Here is an 18,569-nt window from a genome sequence, read left to right on the forward strand (position 1 = left end):
ACTGGTTGCCATGTGCGGCAGAGGGTCTTCCCGCCCCCGCCCGACTGCGGCGGACAGCGCAGTCGCGCAGGAGCGCGGGGTGCGGGCGGCCGGTCGGAAACACCAGGTCGGAGCGTCCATCCGGACATCCGGGCCGGTCCGGATGCGAAGGGCCGACGCTGTCCGGGCGAGGTGAACCCCCGCTGGTTCCGCCCTTCATGACCCCGCAGTGTGATCGTCCGACCGCATCTTGTGATCACGTCGGGCCCGTGCGTACCGTGGCGCCGCCGTGACTCCCCGTCGCCAACGGTGGAGCCGGTCGCCGAAGGGAGACTGCCATGAACGAGGAGATCGAGCAGGTACGCGAAGAGGAACTGCCCGAGCTGGCACTGATGGTCGACGTGCCCAGCTGACGGCACGCCACCCCGGACGGCGGGCCGCAGCGGCCCGCCGTCCGTCCCGACCCGGCGACACGGAGGTACGCACGGTGCGAGTACAGCCCGACGCACGCCAGAGCGCCGAGGAGCGCTCCACTCTGGCGCGCACCACCCGGTCCGTCCTGGGATCCGCCGGGCTGACCGTCTCCGCCGGGGAAGCCGCGCACCCCGCGGTCGTCGAGACCGCGCACGTCGCCCAGCACGCCCTGCGGACCGGGCCACTCGATCCGGACCGCCTCGACCGCCTCACCTCGATGCTCAGCCGTGCACGGTCGGGCATCGCGGCCACGCCACCGTCCGGGCTTCCCTGGCCGGCCGAACTCGCCGCTCCCCAGCCTCATCTCGAACGCAGTGTCGCCCGCGCGCTCAAGTCCGTCCCGGACCAGGCCGGGAACAGCGACCGGCCGCACGGCTCCACTGTCGTCGCGTGGCGGGAGGCGGAGACGGCGACGATCCGCGTCGACGACCGCCCTGCTCGCCGTCACCTGGCCGGGCGCCTATGCCGAGTTGAGCGAGATCCTCCGGCAGATGGTCCTGCTGGACGGGCCGTCGATCGACGGCTTCACCGACTTCACCGTCCACGGCGCCGTGTTCATCCGGCGCGACCGGCTGCGACCGGGCCCCGGTGGACTTCCCGGAACTGTCCGGCTCGCGGAGGCGCTCGTCCACGAGGGCACCCACACCCGCTGCAACGCGGCGTCCGTGGCGGCACATCCGTTCCTGCGGCCGGTGGAGGACGGTGGCCCGCTGGTCGCGACGCCGCTGCGGCTCGACCCCCGGCCGCTCACCGGGCTCTTCCAGCAGACGGTGGTCCTGGCCCGGAGCGTGCTGCTGTACCGGCGCCTGCTCGCGGGGCCCACGGCGGACTCCGGCGCCGCCGCGGCCGTACGCGCGCGCCACGATCGCCTCGCCCGTTCCGCGGCCGATGCCGTGCGCACGATGACCGGACACCGTGACGCGCTCACCGACCACGGCAGAGCCGTCCTGGAGGACGCGGCCGGGGTGGCCGAGGTGCACGCCTGATGGCCGGGACCCCGTGGGAACCCCAGGTCTTCGCCCCCTACGCCCAGTGGCCGGAGGTCGTCTTCGCGCGCGTCGCGGCCCGCTCACCGCAGTTCGATCCCGTCTGCGCGGCCGGTGACCGGCCCGTCGTGGTGGGCAGCGCGGCCGGGCACCGCACGGAACGCGTCGTCGCGAGCGCGCGCGGCGAACTCCTCGAACGCGTGGGCAACATCCTCGCGGGCCGCGCCGCCGAGTCGGACGCCGCGGTCGTGGCGACCCACAGCGAACTGCGCCGCAGGGGGATACCCGCGGTGGACCCCGCCGAGTTCGTACCGGAAGGCGCGGACCGTACCCCGGACGAGTCACGCGGCACCCGGCGGCTCTGGGTGCTCGGGCGGTCCCTGCGCACCGGCGCCGACACGCACGTACCCGCCGGTGCCGTCTTCCTGCACCACCGGCCGCCGCCCGGCTGCGACCCCGGGCCCGGGGTCGGATCCACCGGGGTCGCCGCACATCCCGACCCCGACGCCGCCGCGCAGCACGCCGCATGGGAGGTCCTCGAACGTGACCTCATCCGCAGGAGCTGGTACGGACTCTCCCGCGCTCCCCGGGTGATCCCGGAGACCGGACTGCCCGATCCGCTGGCGGAACTCCTCGACGGAACCGGGGCGACGGCGACCGCACTCGCCCTCCCGGCACCCGCCGGTTCCCGGTGCGTGGCGGTCTGCCTCCACGCACCGGACGGGACCCGGCAGACCTTCGGGGCCCGCTGCGGTCCGGACGACGGCGAGATCGCCCCGCTGGTCGAGAAGGCCGCCTACGAAGCGCTGATGGTGCGGTGGAGCATGCACACCCCGGTGGCCGCCGACACCTGGGCGCGCTGGCAGGGTGGCGACGCCCCGGACTCCGCGGTCAAGCACGCGCTCTGGGCCTACCACCGCCAGGACAGCCTCCGGCTGTGGACCGCGGACACCCCGGTCGGTGCCGCGCGCCCCGCACCGACACCACCACCGGCACCGGGCGGGCCCGAGCGGTCGGGGAGCGGCCCGTCCTCCGTACCGCATCGCTCCGGCGCCGCCACGTTGTCCGAGCACACCGGCCGGGACCTCGTCCTCGTGGACACCACCTGCGGACCGGCACGCGCCCTGGGCTCGACGGTGGTCCGGGTCGTGGCCCCCGGCGCCCGCGCCCTGCCCACCGGCCCGGACGGCGAACGCGGCCTGCCCCGCGCCCCGGGCCCGCACCCCTTCGGCTGACCCGACGCCCGCAACGCACGCCCCCACCGCCCACGTCCACCCGGACCGTCCCGCACCGCGGCGACCGGACCGGCCGCAGGCCGAGGAGACCCGACATGTCCACGACGCACGACCACCGCGCCCCCACGGCTGCAGCGCCCGCCGATGCCCCGGAGAACGGGGGCGACCGCCACGCCTCCGCCGCGCACGGACCCGGATACGCCGACACCTTCGCCGCCGACTACGACCGGTGGTTCGGCAAACCGGGTGTCACCGGCGCCACCGTGGACACCCTCGCGGCGCTCGCCGGTGACGGGCCGCTGCTCGAACTCGGCATAGGTACCGGGCGAGTTGCTCTGCCGCTGGCGGGCCGCGGCTTCGATGTCCACGGCGTCGAGGCGTCGGACACGATGGCCGCGCGGCTGCGCTCCAAACCCGGCGGCGGCACGATCCAGGTCACGCCGGGCGATTTCAGCGAGGTCCCGGTCACCGGCACGTTCTCGCTCGTCTACGCAGTCGGCGGCACGTTCTTCGAACTCGCGGACCACGAGGCCCAGCAGCGCTGCCTCAGCGCGGTGGCCGCCCACCTCGAACCGGCCGGTGTGCTGGTCCTCGACGCGCATCTGCCCGAGGCCCTCGCCGTCGCGGCGGCTTCCGGGGTGCCCGAGGTCGTCTCGGAGACGGACGAACACCTCATCCTCTGCCACCGCAGGATCGACCCGTCCACCCGGACCTACCAGTCCCACTACCTCGTCCATGAGGCGGACCGTACCCGTCACCTGCGGGTCCACTTCCATTACGCGTCGCCGGGCGAACTGGACACCATGGCCGAGCGGGCCGGGCTCCGGCTGCGGCAGCGGCTGGGCTCCTGGGCGGGCGCGCCGTTCGCCCGCGACAGCGCCTACCACGTATCCGTCTACGAGCTCCGCTGACGCCACCCGCAGCAACATCCCCGCTCGCAGCAACCCCCGCTCGCAGCAACCCCCGTCCCTCTCGCGGTCGCCTCGCCGAACACCCTCCCGGAGCAGACGTGACAGACACCGACCCCGGCCCGCTCGTCCACACCGCGGACTTCCCCTTCCCGCACCACGACGGCCTCGGCCCCCTCGACGAGTTCGCCGCACTGCGCAGCGCCGCGCCGTGCGCCCGGATCCGGCTGCCCAGTGGCGACTCGGCCTGGCTGGTCACCCGGTACGCGGACGTGCGCACCGTGCTCGCGGATCCGCGCTTCAGCCGTACCCGTGCCACCCGGGGAGCAGGACCGCGCATCGCGCGCGTCCCCACGCTGCCGGACTCGATCCTGGCCGCGGACCCGCCGGAACACACCCGGCTGCGCAAGCTGGTCGCCCCGGCCTTCACCGGCCGCCGCGCCGAAGCCATGCGGCGCGACGTGGCCCGGTTGGTCGAGGAGCTCCTCGACCAACTCGCCGCGCACGACCGCCCGGCCGACCTGGTGCAGCTGTTCGCCCGCCCGCTGCCGCTGGCGGTCATCTGCGCCCTGCTCGGCGTACCGCGCCAGGACGGCGAGCAACTCGACGCCTGGTGCGACGCGCTGCGCAACCTCACCGCCCTCGCCGACACCGAGGTCACCGCCGTTGTCGGTGAGATGACCGGCTACCTCACCGCGCTGGTCGCGGCCAAACGCCGCCACCCCGGGGACGACGTCCTGAGCACCCTGATCGCCGCACGCGACGAGAGCGACCGGCTCAGCCAGGACGAACTGATCTCGTTCAGCCTGGTGCTGCTCGCCGGGGGGTACGGCACCACGGCCGACCGGCTCGGCGGCATGGTGCACCTGCTGCTCGACGAACCCGGACGGTACCGGCGGCTGCGACAGGAACCGGACACGATCCCCAGGGCCGTCGAGGAGCTGCTGCGTTATGCCCAGACCAACGTCCAGGCGAATCTCCGGATCGCCACCGAGCAGATCGAACTGGGCGGCGTCACGATCGCCGAGGGCGAAGCGGTGATGGCGGTCAACTCCTCGGCCAACCATGACGAGACCGTCTTCGACGATCCGGGCCTGCTCGACCTCGACCGCGACCACAACCCCCACATCGGTTTCGGGCACGGACCGCACCACTGCGTCGGGGCGCAAGTGGCCCGCGTCCAGCTCCAGGAGGCACTGGCCGGCCTGGTGCGCCGGTTCCCGGAACTGCGCGCCGCGGCGCCCCCGGAGTGGAAGACCGGTCTCAGCACCCGGGCACCCCGCACCCTGCCCGTGACCTGGTGAGGCGGCCGTGTCCCGGAACGTCGAACAGGACCCGCCCCCCGGAGAACCCCTCGGGGCGTCGTGGGCGCGCGTCGACCCCGACGCGTGCATCGGCTCCGGCGTCTGCCTCGCCACCGCCCCGCTCCACTTCGAACCTGCCGGGAACACCGGCTCACGCGCCCGGTCCGACGCACCCGCCGCCGACGGATCCGCGAGGGACGCGGCGGTCCTCTGCCCGGTGGAGGCGATCGGGTTCGTCCGGTCCCGTCCGCCGTCCACCCCGCTCCCGGCGCCACAGCCCGACCCCTGAGGGTTGTACCGGAATGCGTATCGATTGGGAGCCTCTCGGATTGCATGGCCGTCACAATCGCCCGAGCAGTGCCTTTTCATGATCGTTCGGTGCCCGCGGGTCGTAGATTTCACGGGTCGCAACAGATCCCGAGGGGCGTCGGAGGAGTGAACTCCGCCGCCCGGGGTCGTTGTTCACCGAGCCAGAGGAAAGCTGTTTCATGCGTCGCACCATCGTCCGCCGTACCGCCGTCGTCGCCTCCGGGCTCTCGCTGGCCCTGCTTGTCAGTGCCTGCGGGTCCGACAAGCCCGCCGCTGATTCCGCCGCCCCCAAGGACAAGGGGAGCGCTGCCGCCGAGCCGGCCGCGAAGGCGCTGTCCCAGGCCGAGCTGGACAAACTCGTCCTGGCCCAGAGCGACTTGAAGAACCACAAGGTGGCCGGGGCGACCAAGGCCGACCTCGCCGCCGTGAAGACGATGACCACCGACAAGGCCGAGTGCAAGCCGCTCGTCCAGGCCATGTCGCTGAGCGCCGTGGGCACACCCGCCGCGACGTCCACGCGCAAGATCGTCGCTGTGCCCAAGGCGCCGGCCAGGGACGCCTCGGCCGACGAGAAGGCCGCGGCCGGGATGAAGGCGCTCAGCGCGACGGTCACGGCCGACACGCTGGGTTCGTACGACGGCAAGGGAGCCCCGGACGCCTTCGCGTCGTTGAGTGCCGCGGGCAAGGCGTGCGCCGGTGGCTTCACCCTGGTCGTCGGCTCGGACAAGACGAAGTTCACCAAGGTGGCGCCCGCCACCTACTCCGGCGGTGACGAGGCGGTCGCCTTCGTCCTGACCGCCGACCTGGACGGCGAATCCGGCACCTCCCACCTGGTGGCGGTACGCAAGGGCAGCACGCTCGCCTCCTTCTACGCTCAGAGCCTCGGGGGCAAGGCGGAGCAGCCGAAGGACGTCATCGACACCCAGCTGGCGAAGCTCGGCTGAGCGCGCGCCCCGGCCTCCCGGTGTCCCGGCACCGGGAGGCGTACGGCATCGTGATGACCGGCAGGGGCCCTTCCGGGTCCACCGGGTCCCGGAAGGAACCGACGAGATGATGCGTAGCACTGCGGAGCGCGGACAGGCCCGAGGACTCACGGGAGCCCTCCGATGAGCGACGACTCCGTACGGGTACGCACCGAGGGCCGGATCGGTCACCTCACCCTCAACCGCCCGCAGGCGCTGAACGCGCTGACCCACCCGATGGTGCGGCGCATCGACGACGCGCTCACCGCCTGGGAACAGGACCCCGGCGTGGAGAGCGTCGTCCTCACCGGAGCCGGTGAACGCGGCCTCTGCGCGGGCGGCGACATCCGGAAGATCTACGAGGACGCGCGCGCGGGCGGCTCGGCCTCGACCGCCTTCTGGCGCGACGAGTACCGGCTCAACGCCCGTATCGCCCGCTACCCCAAGCCGTACGTCGCCCTCATGGACGGCATCGTGATGGGCGGCGGTGTCGGGGTGTCCGCCCACGGGAGCGTCCGGGTCGTCACCGAACGCTCCAGGGTCGCCATGCCCGAGACGGGCATCGGGTTCGTGCCCGACGTGGGAGGCACGTATCTGCTCGGGCGGGCACCCGGAGAGCTCGGCACCCACCTCGCCCTGACCGGTCTCCCGGTGGGCGCGGCGGACGCGCAACTCTGCGGGCTGGCGGACCATTTCGTGCGGTCGGAGCAACTGCCCGGACTCCTCGCGGACCTCGCGGAGGAACCGGTCGCGGATGTTCTGTCCCGCCGCGCCGAGCGGGCACCGGCCGGTGAGCTGGACGCCTGCCGGGAGTGGATCGACCACTGCTACGCGGCGGACACGGTCGAGGAGATCCTGGACCGGCTGCTCGACGTCGGCCTCCCCGCCGCCAAGGACGCCGCCGCGACGCTGTACAAGAGGTCGCCCACCGCGCTGAAGGTCACGCTCGCCGCCGTGCGCCGCGCCCGTGAACTCGGCACGCTGGAGGAGGTCCTGGAGCAGGAGTACCGCGTCTCGTGCGCGGCGTTCGCCGAACCGGACCTGGCCGAGGGGGTCCGGGCCCAGGTGATCGACAAGGACCGCGACCCGCAGTGGTCCCCCGCGAGCCTCGCGGAGATCACCGAGGACCGGGTGGCCCGGTTCTTCGCACCGCTCGGCGCGGGGGAACTCTCGCTGCGCACGCCGTGAGCGCGGTGGGCAACGGGCCCGGCGGCGGGCAGCCGGATTCCGGCCCGGCACAGTGGCGCCGGGGCATCGGCGTCGGGGCATCGGGTCCGGCCCGTTGCCCCGGCGCCGTCACGTTCAGGCGGTGAGCGCCGGAGGTACTGCTGCCAGGGCCTCCTGGACGGCGGCGACCAGCGTTCGCGCGGACTCCGCGGACAGCTCCAGCGCGACCCGGGCGGACGGCCCCTTCGCCGGATCGGTGAGATCGATGTTGAGCGTGTGCTCGGCCATCGCGTGCACCGGGTGGTCGAAGTACACCGTCACGTCCGAGACATGGAACCAGGAGCCGTTCGGCCCCTTGGCGCTGCCGTCGACCTCACCCTTGACCGTCGTGTAGGTGCACATGCTCAGGCCCCCAGGTGCTTGTCGAAGAAGGCGGCGATCCGCTCCCAGCCGTCGTTGGCCGCGGCCACGTTGTACGAGGGGCGGTCCGTCGAGAAGAACGCGTGACCGGCCCCCGCGTAGCTGTGGAACTCGAAGTCCTTGCCGTGGGCGGTCAGGATCTGCTCCAGTTCGGCCACCTGCTCGGGGCCGGGGAAACTGTCGTCCGCCCCGAACAGCCCGAGCAACGGCGCCCTCAGACCGGGGAGTTGGTCGACGATATTGCTGACCTTGAGGGGGAAGCCCTCCGGCGGAGTGCCGGTGACGAACGCGCCGTAGCAGTCCACCGCGGCGTCGAGATCGAGGTGGCAGGCCGCGAGCACACTCTGTCGGCCTCCCGAGCAGTGGCCGATCACGCCGGTCTTCCCGTTGGACGTGGGCAGCGCCCGCAACTGCGCCGCTGCGGCTGCGACGTCGCCGATGAGACGGGCATCCGGCACACCGCCCGCCGCGCGGCCTGCTGCTGCCGCGTCGTCCGGTGCGGCGCCGGGCGCCTCGCGGTAGAAGAGATTCGGGCAGATCGCGTCGTAACCCAGCTCGGCGAACCGGCGCACCATTTCCTTGCTGCCCCGGTCGTAGCCGGGCATGTGATGGATGACGACGACGCCACCGCGCCGCGTTTCGCCCTGCGGGCGGGCCAGGTAGGCCTCGATCTCGTCGCCGTCGTGACCGGTGAACCGAATGGTTTCCGCGGTAAGTGAGTCGTTCATGAGACAGCTATACCATAAGGCTGAACTGAACAGTTTATGCTGATGGGTATGGTGATTCCCCGTTCAGCGGCCTCCGGCGACGTGGCCTCCGGCGACGCCGTCCCCGGCGACGTGTCGCGCATGGCGGCGGATCTGCGTGCCTGCCTCGGCCCGCTGGTCCGACGCCTCAGACAGACGGGGCCGGGGCACGAACTCACCCTGTCCCAGACCTCCGTACTCGTACGGCTCGACCGCGAGGGCCCGGCGACACCCGGCACCCTCGCGGCGGGCGAGGGCATCCGTGCCCAGTCCGTCTGCACGATCGTCTCCGCACTCCAGGAGCGCGGACTGGTCGTCCGCGACCCGGACCCGGACGACGGCCGCCGGGTCGTCGTCTCGCTGACCGAAGCCGGTGCGGAGGCCCTGCACGGGGCTCGCCGCGATCAGGCGCGCCGGCTGACCCGGGCCCTCTCCGAGGAACTCACCCCTGCCGAGCGGAAGCAACTGGCCGCGGCTCTGCCCCTGTTGGAGAGGGTGGCACGCCAGGTCTGACCGGGGCCGGCCGGACGACCCTGAGGGCTGTCCGGCTTCGATCCGCGGCCCCTAACCGTGGTCGACGGTCAGCGGCTCGAACGCGATACGGGTCGAGGCCCCGTCCCCGGCCCAGGACACCTCGACGGTGCCGCTCTCCTCGTCCACCCGCACTCCGCTCACCGCGTCGGCGAGCGGCGCGGCGCCCGGTTCCGCGGTCAGCGTGGCGAGGCAGACCAGGAGTGCAGTGCCCTCCGCGACCGCGGTCAGCCGGGGCACGAGCGCCCAGCGGGTGAACGCGGTGCCCTGCGGGGCCCGCACCTCGTCCCGCGCCTGCCAGCCGTACAGCCCGTGGAGCTCGGACTGCACCTGGCCGCCGGTGCCGGTGCCGGTGTCGTCAGGTCCGGTCGCCCAGCCCGTCTGTTCCAGCCCGGTCGCGGCCGGGGCGCCGAGCACCCGGTGTACCCGCAGTTCGTACCGGCCACGGGCCACCGTGAGGCTCTCCACCCGCATCCCCGGCACCATCGGCGCACCGGAGGGGAAGACCGGCCGGTGCCAGGACGCCGCCCAGCCCCAGCCGTCGCCCTCACCGGCACCCAGCGGACGGATGGCGCGGCGGTCGCTGCGGACCCCGGACACGACCACGGCCAGGTGGTTGTCCGCGGTGTTCTCCTCGGACGTGGGGCCGGTCACCGTGGAGTAGGCGTGGCGGCTGTAGAGCGGGTCGTCCCGTACGCCCGACTCGCCCTCGTGCGGCCGGATATGGTCGCTGCCGTGGTTGTGCAGCCGGACGATTCCGTCCGCCCGTGTCGACTGCACCAGCAGTCCGGGCGCGGGCAGCGCCCGCACCCGGTCGGGCCCCTCGCTGGGTGCGTTCTCCTCGGTCGCCGTCCAGAGCGGGTGACCGTCGGGCGCCAGCAGTGACACGAACGCCTTGGATGCCCAGTAAGGGGACGCGGGGCCGGAGTAGCGCTGGAGCGTCGCGCGGTGCGGGCCGTGCCAGCCCAGGCTCAACAGCCCGTCGGAGCCGGTCGCGCCCCGGTCCAGGAAGTAGCGCAGCGCCCCGCTGACCAGCCGTCGTGAGGTACCGGGCGCCAGCGGGGTGTGCCCGGTGACCGCCCCCAGCGCGACCGCCGAGCCCGCGGCGAAGCGGTACGTCAGCGAGCGGCCGAAATAGATCGGCGCGCCGTCCCCGCCGAACAGCAGCGAGAAGCTTTCCAGGTGTTCGCGCAGCCGGGCGCCGTAGTGCGCGGACAGTTCGGAGTCGCCCGACAGGTGGCCGTCCAGCACCGGATAGAGGTGCAGGGCCCAGCCGTTGTAGTGGTCGAAGGCGCGGCCGTCGCCGTCCGTGTACCAGCCCTGCCCCTGGTACCAGCCCTCCAACAGCTCCCTCGCCCGCTGCTTCGCGCGGGCCGTCTCCGCGTCGCCGCGGCCCACGGACTCCAGGAAGGCGGCCACCGAATAGGGAAACAGGTACCAGTTGTTCGGGGCGGGGGTGTGGCGCAGTGCGCCGCGCAGCCACTCCTCCGTACGGTCCCGCACCCCGGAGTCCAGCTGGTCCCACAGCCAGGGCCGGGTCAGCCGCAGCCCGATGGCGACGGAAGCGGACTCGACCATGGGCTGCCCGAAGACCGTGTGGTCCTGGATCAGCGGCCAGGACTCGGTGTCGTCCCGGCCCGGTGTCCTGGTGCCCGCCGCGAGCCCGTCCGCGTACCGGCCGAGCCAGTCGTGCGGGTCCTTGCCCGCCGCGCCGGCGACGCGGAACGCGGCGGCGAGGAACGTACGCGCGTACCCTTCGAGGCCGTCCGACCGCACCCCGGAGACGGACGGCCGCCCCGGCAGGTCGAGGAGGGCGCGGCCGGGCGTGGCCCACTGCCATGCGGCGTGCAGCAGACCGTCCGCCGCTGCTTCCCAGTGCGCCCGGGTGTAGCCGGTGTGCGGGCTCAGCACCCGGTCGTCGGCGGGGAGCTCAAGGGGCGGCGTCATGCGCGGAGATGCCGTGCGCGGAGATGTGATGCGCGGAGATGTCATGCGAGGAAGGCCAGCCTCTCGTGTTCCACGGGGTGGGCGAAGCCGTCACCGGCCGCCCACCGGGCGACCTCGCCGACCGCGAGATCGGCCAGCCGCCGCCACTCGTTGCCCTGCGAACCCGCGAGATGCGGCGTGATCAGGGCGTTGTCGCACTCCCACAGGGGATGCCCGGACGGCAGCACCTCGGGGTCCGTGACATCGAGGATCGCCCGGATCCGGTTCTGCTGGAGCAGCGCGGTGAGCGCGTCCTGGTCCACGACCGCACCGCGCGAGGTGTTGATGAGGACGCTGTCCGGCCGCATGGCGGCGAGGAGTTCACCGCTGACGAGTCCGCGGGTGGCGGGCAGCAGGGGGGTGTGCACACTCACCACATCGCTCCGGGCGAACAGTTCGGCGAGGCCGACCGGCCGGACACCCAGCGCGTCGGCCTCGGCGTCGGACACGTACGGATCGTGCAGCAGCAGCGGCAGGTCGTAAGGCCGCAGCAGTTCGATGACGCGTCGGCCGATCATCGAGGCGGACAGAATGCCCACGGTGCGGCCGTAGTTGCCCACCTCCGTGGACGTACCGAGCCAGTTGCCGCGGACCTTGTCGGCCCGGAACGCACGGGACCGCTCCAGTACGTGCTTGCCGGACAGCAGGACCATCGCGACGGTGTACTCGGCCACCGGCAGGGCGTTCGCCGCCGCTGCCGACGACACCCGGATGCCGCGCTCCCAGCACGCCTCGGTGAGATGACCGCGGACGGTCCCCGCCGTGTGGACCACGGCGCGCAGCCGGGGCGCCGCCTTCAACACGGCCGCGTCGACGGGCGGGCAGCCCCACCCGGTGATCAGCAGCTCCACGTCCGCGAGGGTGGTGCGGGCCCGGCGGGTGGTGAAGTCGTCCAGGACGGGCAGCGGGGCGAGATCGCACAGCCCGGCGAGGGCGGCCAGGGACTCGGCGCCGAGCACGGAGGCCGCGGCGTCGGCGCTCATGGCGAGCGCGGCACGGGGAAGGGAGCGGGCGGGGGGAGGGGTGCTGGGCATCATTCTCCTGGTGCGGGCAAACGGGAATCGGAGAGAGTGAGGTTCGCCGGCAGGTCCAAGCAGCCCCGGAACAAGGCTACTTGACGGCGCCCGCGGTGAGGCCGGAGCGCCAGAAGCGTTGCAGCAGCGCGAAGGCGAGAATCAGCGGCAGCACCGCGAGCAGTGAGCCCATGATCACCACCGGGTAGTACTCGGGGGAGACGGTGGCCGAGCTGTTCCAGGTGTAGAGGCCGAGACTGACCGGGTACAGGTCCTGGTCGGAGAGCATCACCATGGGCAGGAAGAAGTTGTTCCAGATCGCGGTGAGCTGGAAGAGGAAGACGGTGACGAGGCCCGGCCCGAGCATCCGCAGCGCGACCCGGAAGTACGTGGTCAGCTCACCGGCGCCGTCGACCCGCGCCGCTTCGAGCACCTCGTCCGGCACGTAGCCCTGGCTGAAGATCCGGCCGAGGTACACACCGAACGGATTGAAGAGCACCGGGACGAAGACCGACCAGAACGTGTTGACCACACCGGTGGCCGAGGCCATCAGATAGAGCGGCAGGGCGAGCACGGTCTGCGGCACCATGACGGCGGCGAGGACGAGACCGAACAGCTTCTCCTTGTGGGCGAAGCGGTACTTGTCGAAGGCGTAGCCGCAGGCGATGCTCACCAGGGCCCCGAGCGCGGCGCCGATGACCGCGTACAGCAGGCTGTTGCCGTACCACCGCGCGTACTCCCCGCCGTCCATCGAGAACACGTTCCTGAGGTTCCGCAGGAACGAGAAGTGGTGCGGCGACAGCAGGCCGCTGCCGGACAGCGCGCTCCGGTCCTTGGCCGACGCGAGGACCAGCCACAGCACCGGCAGCACCGTGTACAGCACCGAGACGCCGACCACGAGATTGACGACGGAGCGGCCGAGCAGCCGTGGCCGCAGGGCCGCCGGGGTGCGGATGACGCCGTTCCCGCTCATCGGGTGTCCTCCTCGGGGGTGTTGGCGCGGTTGGTCCAGCGGGTGACTCCGTAGGAGAGCGCGATCGTGACGACCAGCAGGATCACCGAGGCGGCGGCGGCCAGCCCGTAGTTGTTCCTGGTGAACGCGGCGTCGTAGATGTACATGCTGGGCGAGAAACGGGAGTTGATCATCGGCGTCGCCTGGCTGATCAGCATCGGTTCGGTGAACAGCTGGAGCGCGAAGATCAGGGTGAACATCGTGACCATCACCACCGACGAACGCACCAGGGGCGTCTTGACCTGGAGTGCGGTACGGACCGGGCCCGCCCCGTCCACGCGGGCCGCCTCGACGACCTCGCGGGGTACGGCCTGCAGCGCGGCGTAGAAGACGACCACGTCGTAGCCGAGGTTGCTCCACAACGCGATGTTCACGATCGAAGGGATCACGGTGTGCAGGCCGAGGAAGTCGATGGTGATGTCCGCCTTGCCGAACAGATCGATCACCGGGCTCAGGCCGGGCGTGTAGAGGTACAGCCAGATCACGGCGGCGATGATGCCGGGCACCGCGTGCGGCAGGAACAGCCCGAGCTGGGCCCAGGACCGCAGCCGTACGACTCCGGAGTCCAGCAGCAGCGCCAGCGCCAGCGAGCCGATCACCAGCAGCGGGATGTAGAGCACGCTGTACAGGACGATCGTGCCCAGACTGCTGAGGAAGGTCGGGTCGGTGAGTACGGCGGTGTAGCTGCGCAGTCCGACGAAGACCTTGCGCTCGGGGCCGAAGCCGAGTCCGGGCTCGTCGTCGCCGAAGAAGCTCAGCCACACGGCCGTCCCGACCGGAATCAGGAATATCGTCACGAGGAGAATGAAGAAGGGTGTCATCAGCACGCCGCACGCGCCGAGTTCACGGCGGCGCGAGGACCTGCGGGCCGGGCGCTCGCGTGCGGGGCCCGACGGCGCCTGCGACGTGTGCCCGGCGGTGCCCGGGGTGGCCGGTACCGGGGTGGTGGCGGGGCTGGTCATGAGTGTCACCTGCCTCTCTGCTGCTCTCTGGTGCTGCGAGGGGACGTTGCTGCGAGGGGACTGCGCGGCAAGGGGGGACTGCGCGGCAAGGGGGACTGCGCGGCAAGGGGCCCGGGGTCAGCTGCTGTGCTCGGTGGTGGCCAGTCCCAGGGCCCTGAGGTCCGGCATGGTGCCCCGCTGGGCGGCGCGCACGGCGTCGAGCAGGGAGCCCTGACCGCCGCCGACCCGGGCGAATCCGTCCTGCATGACCTTGGCGGTCGCGGTCATCCGCGGCCCCCAGGTCCAGCCGTCGCGGACCTTGTGGGCCTCCTCGTCGAAGAGGGTGTAGATGTCCTGGCCGCTGTAGTACGAGCGGTCGAAGGCCTTGCGGTCGACGCCGACCAGCCCGGGGGCGGCCGGATACTGGCTGCTCGCGCCGCTGGAGAGCCGGGCGCGCAGGGCGTCCGGGTGGGTCACCTGCCACTCGATGAACTCCAGGGCCGCCTCCGGATGTCTGCTGCTGTGGGTGACGGCGAGGGTGGAGCCGCCATGGGTCCCGAGCGTGTGGTCGCCGTCGGACCACTGGGGCAGCGGCGCGATGGCCCACTTGCCTCTCTGGTCGGGGTGGGCCGACATCTGGGCCCCGGCATCCCAGGCGCCGCTGAGCCGGACGAGGACCTGACCGCTGTCGACCCGGGCGTCGTTCTGCTGGCCGTCCACGGTGTTCACGTGGACCAGATCCTGGTCGATGAGCCGCTGCCAGTACGCCGCGACCCGGCGGCTCGGCCGGTCGGCCAGCGAGACGTTCCAGGCACCGCCCGCGGTGTCGAACCACTGGGCACCGGCCTGACAGGCGAACGCGGCGAACTGCAGTGCGCCGTCGGTGGCGAAGGTGGTCAGCCTACGGTCGGCGTTCCTGCGGCGCACCGCCCTCGCCGCATCCTCGAACTCGGCCCAGGTGCGCGGCACATCGAATCCGTACTGCCGGAAGATGTCGCTGCGGTAGTGCATCACCATGGGCTCGAAGTCCAGCGGAACGCTGTAGACACGCTTCTCGAAGGTCGTCAGACCGAGTGCCTGGGGGAGCAGTTCGGCCCGCAGCCCGTCGCTGATGAGTCCGGTGATGTCGCGGGCCACGCCGTCGATGGCGAAGCCGGGCACCTGCGGGTACTCGATGGTGGCGACGTCCGGCGCGTTGCCCGCCCGTGCGGCGTTGCTGAGCTTGGCGTACCCGCCCTGGTTACCGGAGGGGATCTGCTGGAAGTCGACCTGAATGCGGTCGTGGGTACGGTTGAACTCGTCCACCACCTGCTGGCTGCCGCGCAGGGCGGACCAGAAGGTGAGGTGGGTGGCGCGCTTGCTGGTACTCCTGGTGCCACCTGACTGCGAGGATCCGCCACCGCTGCTACAGGCGCCGAGTGCGCCGGTCAGCGGCAGTGCGGCCATCGTGGCGAGTACGGATCGACGGCTCGGTCGACCAGGCATGGGCGCCTCCCGCGGCTCCTGATTCGAGACACGGGGAATCCTGATCGGCTGATCGCCCCGGGTCAATAGAGCGATCAGAAGGAAGATAAAGCGGTCAAACGATCTATTCTTCGGTCCGGCCCCGCACCTGCGCCGATCCGCGCACGACGAGCCTGGGCAGCAGCTCCGTCCTGCGCACCGGGCCGGGGCTTCCGGCGGGCTCGGACAGCCGGTGCAGCAGCAACTCCGCCGCCGCTCTGCCGATCTCGGCCTTCGGCGGGGCCACGGCGCTCAGCGGGGTGCTGCCCAGCGCGGCGACCACATCGTCGTACGCCACCACCGAACAGTCCTGCGGCACCCGCACCCCGCTCTCCGCCAGCTTCTCCACCAGCATCAGCGCGTCCACATCGCCGTGCAGCACCGCGCCCGTCGCGCCCCGCGCGCGCAGCAGCGCCGCGAGATCGAGCGGGGCGCCCCGGTGCGGCGCGGGCACGGCGCTGTACACGACCCCGTCCGGATCGCTCTGCTCCGCGGGGCCGGGTCCCGGCCCCGCGTCCGGCGTACTGAGCACCACCGACCAGTCGTCCACCTCGGGACTGGCCGCGGCGATCTCGGCGAACGCCGCCCGGATGGTGCGCGCGGTGGGACTGTCGTCGCGGGCCGCGAGCACCAGTCGGCGGTGGCCCAGCGACACCAGATGACCGACGGCCAGGAACACCCCGTACCAGTGGTCGGAGCAGACCGAGTCCAGCGCGTGCAGGGCGCTGCCCGCCCGGGGGCGCCGCTCCATCAGCACGGTCGGCACCGGCATGTCCGCGAGCCAGCCGTAGTCCGCCTCCTGGGACGCGGCGCTGCGCCAGTGCGGAGCGATCAGCAGCCCGCGTGCTCCGGCGGCCAGCGCCCGCTCCACCAGCGGCCGTTCGCCGCCCGGTGTCCGGGGCGCGATGTGCAGCGCGGTGCGGATGCCGGACTCCTCCAGCACGCTCCGTGCGCCGTGCAAGGTCTCGTAGAGGTACGAGTGCCGCTCCGGAACCACCAGGGCGACCGCGCCGCCGTCCACGGCCGGGTCCCCGGAGCGCGGTGCGGGCAGCCCGCCGGAAGGACCCGGCCCACCGACCTCTTCGGCGGGCCGGGCCACTCCGTGCCCGCGCCGCAGCTTCCCCGCGCGGGCCAGTTCCTCCACGTCGCGCCGGACTGTCACGACCGAGACGGCCAGCTCCGCGGCGAGTGTGCTGACCTTGACCGCGCCCCGGGACCGCACCACCGAGAGGATTCTCTGACGCCTGAGTTCGACCGGCTCCCGCATGCCTGGACCCCCTGGGGTGTCTGGTCAGCCGCCGCCCAGCTGTTCGTTTGAACGCTTGGCTGAGCGCTTGCGGTCGCAGCATAGCGATCACACCGTGATCGGTGGGTCGGCCCGCGGACCGACCCACCGACGGGGGCCGACCGGGCATGCAGAGCGGCCGGGGGCGGCGGACGATGTCCTCGTCCGCCGCCCCCGGCCGCCCGTCCGTCCGCTGTGTCAGAGCAGTACCGGAGTCAGGTCCGGGCCACCCTCGTTCTCGTACGCGTCCTCGTCGAACGGGTACAGCGGGCGCTCCACCCGGTGGTGGCCCAGGCGCAGCAGATCCTGGTCGACGCCGCCGGGGGTGAGGGCCAGCAGCCAGTCCGCCGCCATGTCGTGCAGTTCGGGCTCCAGGTAGCCGATCTTGACGACGACCAGATCGAAGGTGCGCGGGTCGATACCGAGGCCGCCCTGCGCGGGGCCGGTGAAGTCGGCGAGCGTGTGGAACGGCTTGCGCTGTCCGGTCACGACGACGGTGAGGCCGCCGACGGTGATGGCCGCGAGGTCGCAGCCGCGGTCGTAGGCGCCGCCCTCGGCGCGGTCTGCCTTGTCGGCCGCCCGCTGAAGTCCCGTGACGGTGCCGGTGATTTCGAGCGGCCCGCCCTGGCTGGTGTCGACCTTGCCGCCGACACCGACCGTGACGGTGGCGCCGATCCCGGCCTCGAAGCAGGCGCGCACCGCGGCCGGGTCGGTGATGCCGGGGTGTACGGCGGTGACCTTGCCGGAGGCGATCTGCTCGTTCTCCAGCAGCTTGCCGAGCATGTACGCGAGGTCGCCCGCGCCGCCCGCCGTCGGGTTGTCGCCCGAGTCGCTGATCAGGAACGGACGGCGGTCGGAGGCGACGGCCGTGGCGATGCACTCCTCCGCGGTACCCGTCGGGCCGACGAACTCGAAGTCGCGGCGCACCTCCCAGTACTGCTGGGCCAGCGACTCGGCCTCCGCGGCGGCGAGTGCGGCGTCGTCGCCGGTGACGACGATGGCGGCCTTGCAGCGCGGCTCGTCGGCCCAGGCGTAGCCGACCCAGATCGCGGCGTCGACGATGCCCGGCTTCGCCTCGATGCCCGCGAGCCGGCCGTAGAGGCCCTTGGCGGGTTCGAGTCGGGTGCTGGTCTTCTCACCGGGGAGCAGGACCGGCACCTGTACCCAGGCACGGTGCGGGCGGCGGGTCCCGGCGGGCAGCTGGAGCCGCTCGACGAGCTTGCGGGCCGCGCGCTCGCGGGTGTCCCAGGCGTCCTCGTGCGGGGCGAGCCGGTGCGCGGTGAGCAGTTCGATCGGCTCCGCGAAACGGCGCGAGACGTTGCCGTGCAGGTCCATCGCCGCCGACATCATCGGGCGGCCCGACGCCGGGTCCTCGGGGGTGCCGACCGCGTCCAGCGCCGCCCGTACGGCTTCGGTCAGATCACCTTCGGCATCGGTGAGACCGATGACGCTCATCGCCCCGTGCAGGTCGTAGACCATGCCGTCGAGGGGGCCCGCCGCGCGGATCCGGGAGATCAGCTCGTCCTTGAGCAGGAGGTAGGACTCCGCCTTGACCGGACCGCCGGGCAGAGCCGTGGCGTGCAGGAGGGGGACCCATTCGACGAGGGCGTCGAGATCCGAGGACGGCTGTGTCCAGCTGTAGCGGTTCAGCAGTTCCTGACCGCGGGTCTGGCGGAAGTCGTCCGTGGTGGAGCGGTGCGGGCAGAAGGTGGAGGACTCGATACCGATGCCGCCGATGGCGATGCGCAGACGGCGGGTGGGGGTGGAGGTGGTCATGAGGTGCTGCTCTCCGGTTGCGGGGTGTGGAC

General features: G+C 72.4%; 17 protein-coding genes. 8 read left to right on the top strand and 9 right to left on the bottom strand.

Annotation, left to right across the window (positions count from 1 at the left end; translation table 11 throughout):
- The first annotated feature begins 923 nt into the window (after nucleotides 1-923).
- The 7 genes from NBY69_RS22505 (at nucleotide 924) to NBY69_RS22535 (ending at nucleotide 7,345) form a co-directional block, all read left to right on the top strand.
- Nucleotides 924-1,439, top strand: coding sequence for an aKG-HExxH-type peptide beta-hydroxylase (locus NBY69_RS22505; protein WP_250303087.1), 516 nt, complete (start codon nucleotides 924-926; stop codon nucleotides 1,437-1,439).
- Complete coding sequence (locus NBY69_RS22510) at nucleotides 1,439-2,674, top strand: YcaO-like family protein (RefSeq protein ID WP_250303089.1); 1,236 nt, start codon at nucleotides 1,439-1,441, stop codon at nucleotides 2,672-2,674. Before NBY69_RS22505 ends, NBY69_RS22510 begins: the two co-directional genes overlap by 1 nt.
- Before the next feature lie 95 nt (nucleotides 2,675-2,769).
- On the top strand, nucleotides 2,770-3,585 hold the full coding sequence (locus NBY69_RS22515) for a class I SAM-dependent methyltransferase (protein WP_250303090.1): 816 nt from the start codon (nucleotides 2,770-2,772) through the stop codon (nucleotides 3,583-3,585).
- Between the two features lie 98 nt (nucleotides 3,586-3,683).
- A complete protein-coding gene (locus tag NBY69_RS22520) occupies nucleotides 3,684-4,886 on the top strand; it encodes a cytochrome P450 (RefSeq protein WP_250303091.1) in 1,203 nt (400 codons plus the stop codon).
- Between the two features lie 7 nt (nucleotides 4,887-4,893).
- Nucleotides 4,894-5,175, top strand: coding sequence for a ferredoxin (locus tag NBY69_RS22525; RefSeq protein ID WP_250303092.1), 282 nt, complete (start codon nucleotides 4,894-4,896; stop codon nucleotides 5,173-5,175).
- 199 nt (nucleotides 5,176-5,374) lie between these two features.
- A complete protein-coding gene (locus NBY69_RS22530; protein ID WP_250303093.1) occupies nucleotides 5,375-6,139 on the top strand; it encodes a hypothetical protein in 765 nt (254 codons plus the stop codon).
- Between the two features lie 162 nt (nucleotides 6,140-6,301).
- Nucleotides 6,302-7,345 (top strand): enoyl-CoA hydratase/isomerase family protein, encoded by a 1,044-nt coding sequence (locus tag NBY69_RS22535; protein WP_250303094.1) that lies wholly within the window; start codon nucleotides 6,302-6,304, stop codon nucleotides 7,343-7,345.
- A gap of 114 nt (nucleotides 7,346-7,459) precedes the next feature.
- Here the strand turns inward: NBY69_RS22535 and NBY69_RS22540 are convergent, their stop codons facing one another.
- Both NBY69_RS22540 and NBY69_RS22545 read right to left on the bottom strand, forming a co-directional pair.
- Nucleotides 7,460-7,726 (bottom strand): DUF6295 family protein, encoded by a 267-nt coding sequence (locus NBY69_RS22540; RefSeq protein ID WP_250303095.1) that lies wholly within the window; start codon nucleotides 7,724-7,726, stop codon nucleotides 7,460-7,462.
- Nucleotides 7,727-7,728: 2 nt separating this feature from the next.
- Entirely contained in the window at nucleotides 7,729-8,472 is a 744-nt protein-coding gene (locus tag NBY69_RS22545; RefSeq protein ID WP_250303096.1) for a dienelactone hydrolase family protein, read from the bottom strand.
- 48 nt (nucleotides 8,473-8,520) lie between these two features.
- Between NBY69_RS22545 and NBY69_RS22550 the strand changes: the two genes are divergently transcribed.
- Nucleotides 8,521-9,003: a MarR family winged helix-turn-helix transcriptional regulator gene (locus NBY69_RS22550; protein WP_250303097.1), complete on the top strand. Its 483-nt coding sequence runs from the start codon at nucleotides 8,521-8,523 to the stop codon at nucleotides 9,001-9,003.
- Nucleotides 9,004-9,054: 51 nt separating this feature from the next.
- Here NBY69_RS22550 and NBY69_RS22555 read toward each other — a convergent pair whose 3' ends face one another.
- From NBY69_RS22555 to NBY69_RS22585, 7 genes are all read right to left on the bottom strand, one after another.
- Nucleotides 9,055-10,968: a DUF2264 domain-containing protein gene (locus NBY69_RS22555; protein ID WP_250303098.1), complete on the bottom strand. Its 1,914-nt coding sequence runs from the start codon at nucleotides 10,966-10,968 to the stop codon at nucleotides 9,055-9,057.
- Between the two features lie 41 nt (nucleotides 10,969-11,009).
- Nucleotides 11,010-12,041 carry a hydroxyacid dehydrogenase gene (locus NBY69_RS22560; protein ID WP_250303099.1) on the bottom strand — a complete coding sequence of 344 codons (1,032 nt, stop codon included), beginning with the start codon at nucleotides 12,039-12,041 and terminating at the stop codon, nucleotides 11,010-11,012.
- Nucleotides 12,042-12,117: 76 nt separating this feature from the next.
- Nucleotides 12,118-12,993 (bottom strand): carbohydrate ABC transporter permease, encoded by an 876-nt coding sequence (locus tag NBY69_RS22565; protein ID WP_250303100.1) that lies wholly within the window; start codon nucleotides 12,991-12,993, stop codon nucleotides 12,118-12,120.
- The gene (locus NBY69_RS22570; protein WP_250303101.1) at nucleotides 12,990-13,994 is read right to left on the bottom strand and encodes a carbohydrate ABC transporter permease; all 1,005 of its coding nucleotides are present in this window, start codon (nucleotides 13,992-13,994) and stop codon (nucleotides 12,990-12,992) included. Before NBY69_RS22570 ends, NBY69_RS22565 begins: the two co-directional genes overlap by 4 nt.
- Nucleotides 13,995-14,111: 117 nt before the next feature.
- Complete coding sequence (locus tag NBY69_RS22575; RefSeq protein ID WP_250303102.1) at nucleotides 14,112-15,458, bottom strand: ABC transporter substrate-binding protein; 1,347 nt, start codon at nucleotides 15,456-15,458, stop codon at nucleotides 14,112-14,114.
- 103 nt (nucleotides 15,459-15,561) lie between these two features.
- Entirely contained in the window at nucleotides 15,562-16,743 is a 1,182-nt protein-coding gene (locus tag NBY69_RS22580) for a substrate-binding domain-containing protein (RefSeq protein WP_250303103.1), read from the bottom strand.
- A 216-nt stretch (nucleotides 16,744-16,959) separates the two neighbouring features.
- Entirely contained in the window at nucleotides 16,960-18,537 is a 1,578-nt protein-coding gene (locus NBY69_RS22585) for a M81 family metallopeptidase (RefSeq protein WP_250303104.1), read from the bottom strand.
- Nucleotides 18,538-18,569: the final 32 nt, after the last annotated feature.

Origin of the sequence: Streptomyces sp. A 4/2, assembly GCF_940670765.1 — a bacterium.
Classification (GTDB): Bacteria; Actinomycetota; Actinomycetes; order Streptomycetales; family Streptomycetaceae; genus Streptomyces.

What these genes read in the sequence shown, in the direction of transcription:
- NBY69_RS22510 (WP_250303089.1), top strand. Translation starts at nt 1,439, where the DNA reads ATGGCCGGGACCCCGTGGGAACCCCAGGTCTTCGCCCCCTACGCCCAG.
- NBY69_RS22515 (WP_250303090.1), top strand. Translation starts at nt 2,770, where the DNA reads ATGTCCACGACGCACGACCACCGCGCCCCCACGGCTGCAGCGCCCGCC.
- NBY69_RS22530 (WP_250303093.1), top strand. Translation starts at nt 5,375, where the DNA reads ATGCGTCGCACCATCGTCCGCCGTACCGCCGTCGTCGCCTCCGGGCTC.
- NBY69_RS22535 (WP_250303094.1), top strand. Translation starts at nt 6,302, where the DNA reads ATGAGCGACGACTCCGTACGGGTACGCACCGAGGGCCGGATCGGTCAC.
- NBY69_RS22540 (WP_250303095.1), bottom strand. Translation starts at nt 7,726, where the DNA reads ATGTGCACCTACACGACGGTCAAGGGTGAGGTCGACGGCAGCGCCAAG.
- NBY69_RS22545 (WP_250303096.1), bottom strand. Translation starts at nt 8,472, where the DNA reads ATGAACGACTCACTTACCGCGGAAACCATTCGGTTCACCGGTCACGAC.
- NBY69_RS22550 (WP_250303097.1), top strand. Translation starts at nt 8,521, where the DNA reads ATGGTGATTCCCCGTTCAGCGGCCTCCGGCGACGTGGCCTCCGGCGAC.
- NBY69_RS22555 (WP_250303098.1), bottom strand. Translation starts at nt 10,968, where the DNA reads ATGACGCCGCCCCTTGAGCTCCCCGCCGACGACCGGGTGCTGAGCCCG.
- NBY69_RS22560 (WP_250303099.1), bottom strand. Translation starts at nt 12,041, where the DNA reads ATGCCCAGCACCCCTCCCCCCGCCCGCTCCCTTCCCCGTGCCGCGCTC.
- NBY69_RS22565 (WP_250303100.1), bottom strand. Translation starts at nt 12,993, where the DNA reads ATGAGCGGGAACGGCGTCATCCGCACCCCGGCGGCCCTGCGGCCACGG.
- NBY69_RS22570 (WP_250303101.1), bottom strand. Translation starts at nt 13,994, where the DNA reads ATGACCAGCCCCGCCACCACCCCGGTACCGGCCACCCCGGGCACCGCC.
- NBY69_RS22575 (WP_250303102.1), bottom strand. Translation starts at nt 15,458, where the DNA reads ATGCCTGGTCGACCGAGCCGTCGATCCGTACTCGCCACGATGGCCGCA.
- NBY69_RS22580 (WP_250303103.1), bottom strand. Translation starts at nt 16,743, where the DNA reads ATGCGGGAGCCGGTCGAACTCAGGCGTCAGAGAATCCTCTCGGTGGTG.
- NBY69_RS22585 (WP_250303104.1), bottom strand. Translation starts at nt 18,537, where the DNA reads ATGACCACCTCCACCCCCACCCGCCGTCTGCGCATCGCCATCGGCGGC.